Raw genomic sequence first — 2,259 nt, 5'->3', positions numbered from 1 at the left:
GATCTGCGCCCAATCGGCGTCCGGCTCCCGGTTCGCCTTCCATTTGACGGCGCTGACCCCGGCGCAGACGACTTCGTCGAATTCGCGACCGCGCATCTCGGTGCTGTTGGCGCTATTGTAGAACGCGTCGTAGTGGCCTGCGTCGCGCAGATTCGAGCCGACGAAGCCTGTATAGCCAATCAAAGCGCGCGTCATCCGCCGATATCCATCCCGATCTGAACTGTCTTCGCTCGGATGTTCGCGAGCAGCGAGGACGGGATGTCCTGGCTCGGCCCATCGCTGTCGGCCTCCATCATGCTCAGTATGCGCTCGGTCGCGAAGAAGATCGTATCGATCTTGCCTGACATCACCGAGAAAATCCGTCCTTGACGTCCGACGTAGCAGCTTCTGTCGTCGCTACCGCCGATCGGCTTCGTCTTGATCGCAATCTGAGGGCCCAGGAAGCGGTATTGGTCGTGGAAATAGGTAACATTCTCGCAGGCTTGGTTTACCATCAACTCGAGCTTCGAGCGGATGAGATCCGAGTTGACGGAATCCCGTGCGGCGCATGCTTCGGCCGATGAGCTGTAGCGCCCGAGCGGCGTATGCGGAACGCTCGACAGCGTATAAACGCGAGGCTCCTCGGTCGGGTAGATCGAATAGAGCGGCCCATCGACGAATGTGACAGCCGGCAGGTTCGGCGCCGCTTCGAAGTACAGCAGCAAGGTCGGTTCGAAGAACGTCTGAATCGGGACCGGGGTAAAATGCCCCCAGGTTGCATCGACCATGTAGTCGAAGCGCTCGCCGTTGACGAGAACGTGCCGGTCGGTCTGCTCGACGGACTCGATCCTCACCGACAGGCTGAGGGCTTGTCGCAGATGGGCGGAAAAATAATGGCGCGCCTTTTCGATCAGGATGACCCGCTCCTCGGCAAGGATCATTCCTTCGATCTCGCGCAAATCGGCGCCGCATTGGTCCACAGTCTTATATGAAATTCCTGTCGCAGTCATGATCAGTTTGTAAGTATCGAAGTCGAGAAGAGACGTTCGACGCGGCACAGCATATATATTTTCCTCGATCGGCCGACTCAGATCGCCGTACCGCTCGAGGAATCTTGAAAAACCGTCGCGAGACTGAATCCGCGTAGTGGCATGTCGCGGATAGTGAAAGCCTAAATGCAATCGAAATTGATTATTACCTGAAGCCTCGTGCAGCAATCGATCGTTCTGCTCGAAAAGCCGAACTGAAAATCCAAGCGCCATCAATGATGATGCGATATGGCAGCCGTACCATCCACCTCCGATGATCGCGATTTTACGTGACATAGCAGCATAACTTTCATTTTTTCATCGAAAAGCAGAAGGTAGACTCGGCGACCAACTATGAACCAGTCCTGCGAACTAGGGCTTTCCTGCGAACTGGGGCATTTTAAAGGCGCAACCTTTCCGTAGGAAACCTTACCCAGGATACCTCCTGCTCGCGTTGGTTTGCGTGCTTTCCGGACCGCCCGGACGCGGCTGGTCGGAAGGCCCGACTGAATCGGGCCACAGCATAGAGCGCTGTGCGATCGGCCTGCAACGACCGAGTTGGTTTGGGCGTTGGCTGGGTGGAGGAGCCAGCGATACCTCACCCTCGTCGGTCGATCGGCGTGAGCGTGTGGTATCCGCCGTCCTGGCGGGCGCATCCTGCCGCCAAGCCGGTGAGCGGTTCGGTGTCAGCGCCACCAGCGTCAGCCGCTGGCACGCCCGTCATCTCCGGGACGGCCACGTCCGGCCCCGAGCGATGGGCGGCGATCAGCGCTCGTACCTCATCGAGGCCCACGCCCCACAGATCCCGAGGCTGTGCAAGAAGCGCGGCAACATCTTGCTGGCGGAGTTGCGGGACGCGTTGGGCGAGGGCAGGGCGTCACGACCAGCACCAGCAGCCGGTCGCGCTTCCTGACTCGCCATCGCATCACTCGTAAAATGGGGCTCTCCACGCAGCGGAGCAGGAGCGCCCGGACGTAGCGCAGGCTCGCCAGGCCTGGTTCGAGGCCCAGCTCGACCTCGATCCGGATCGTCTGGTGTTCATCGACGAGACGGCGGCCTCGACCCGGATGGCCCGTCGCTATGGCTGGGCACTGCGCGGTCAGCGCTGCCGTCTACCGATGCCGTACGGGCACTACAAGACCACCGCCGTCACGGCGGCCCTGCGCACGACCGGCCTGACGGCGACGACGATCGTCGAGGGTGCCACTACCCGCCGGCGCTGCCTCGACGACGTCACCGCCGTCTGGTACGG

1 protein-coding gene and 2 pseudogenes are annotated in these 2,259 nt (G+C 60.6%); 1 reads left to right on the top strand and 2 read right to left on the bottom strand.

Annotated features, from left to right (window positions below; all coding sequences use genetic code 11):
- Both QR78_RS31285 and QR78_RS32240 read right to left on the bottom strand, forming a co-directional pair.
- Positions 1-195, bottom strand: a pseudogene (locus QR78_RS31285) (NAD-dependent epimerase/dehydratase family protein); the annotation flags it as partial.
- Positions 192-1,304, bottom strand: a complete 1,113-nt coding sequence (locus QR78_RS32240) for an FAD-dependent oxidoreductase (protein ID WP_082171736.1) — start codon at positions 1,302-1,304, stop codon at positions 192-194. The pseudogene QR78_RS31285 and the gene QR78_RS32240, both read right to left, overlap by 4 nt.
- Positions 1,305-1,581: 277 nt before the next feature.
- On the opposite strand from QR78_RS32240, the pseudogene QR78_RS36380 reads away from it, so the two are divergent.
- A pseudogene (locus QR78_RS36380) lies at positions 1,582-2,259 on the top strand (IS630 family transposase); the annotation flags it as partial.

The sequence above is a fragment of the Methylobacterium indicum genome, assembly GCF_001043895.1.
Classification (GTDB): Bacteria; Pseudomonadota; Alphaproteobacteria; order Rhizobiales; family Beijerinckiaceae; genus Methylobacterium; species Methylobacterium indicum.
This window is presented reverse-complemented; position numbering and strand designations above follow the sequence as displayed.

Bases quoted from the DNA above. Each gene is read 5' to 3' on its own strand.
- QR78_RS32240 (WP_082171736.1), bottom strand. From the start codon at position 1,304: ATGTCACGTAAAATCGCGATCATCGGAGGTGGATGGTACGGCTGCCAT.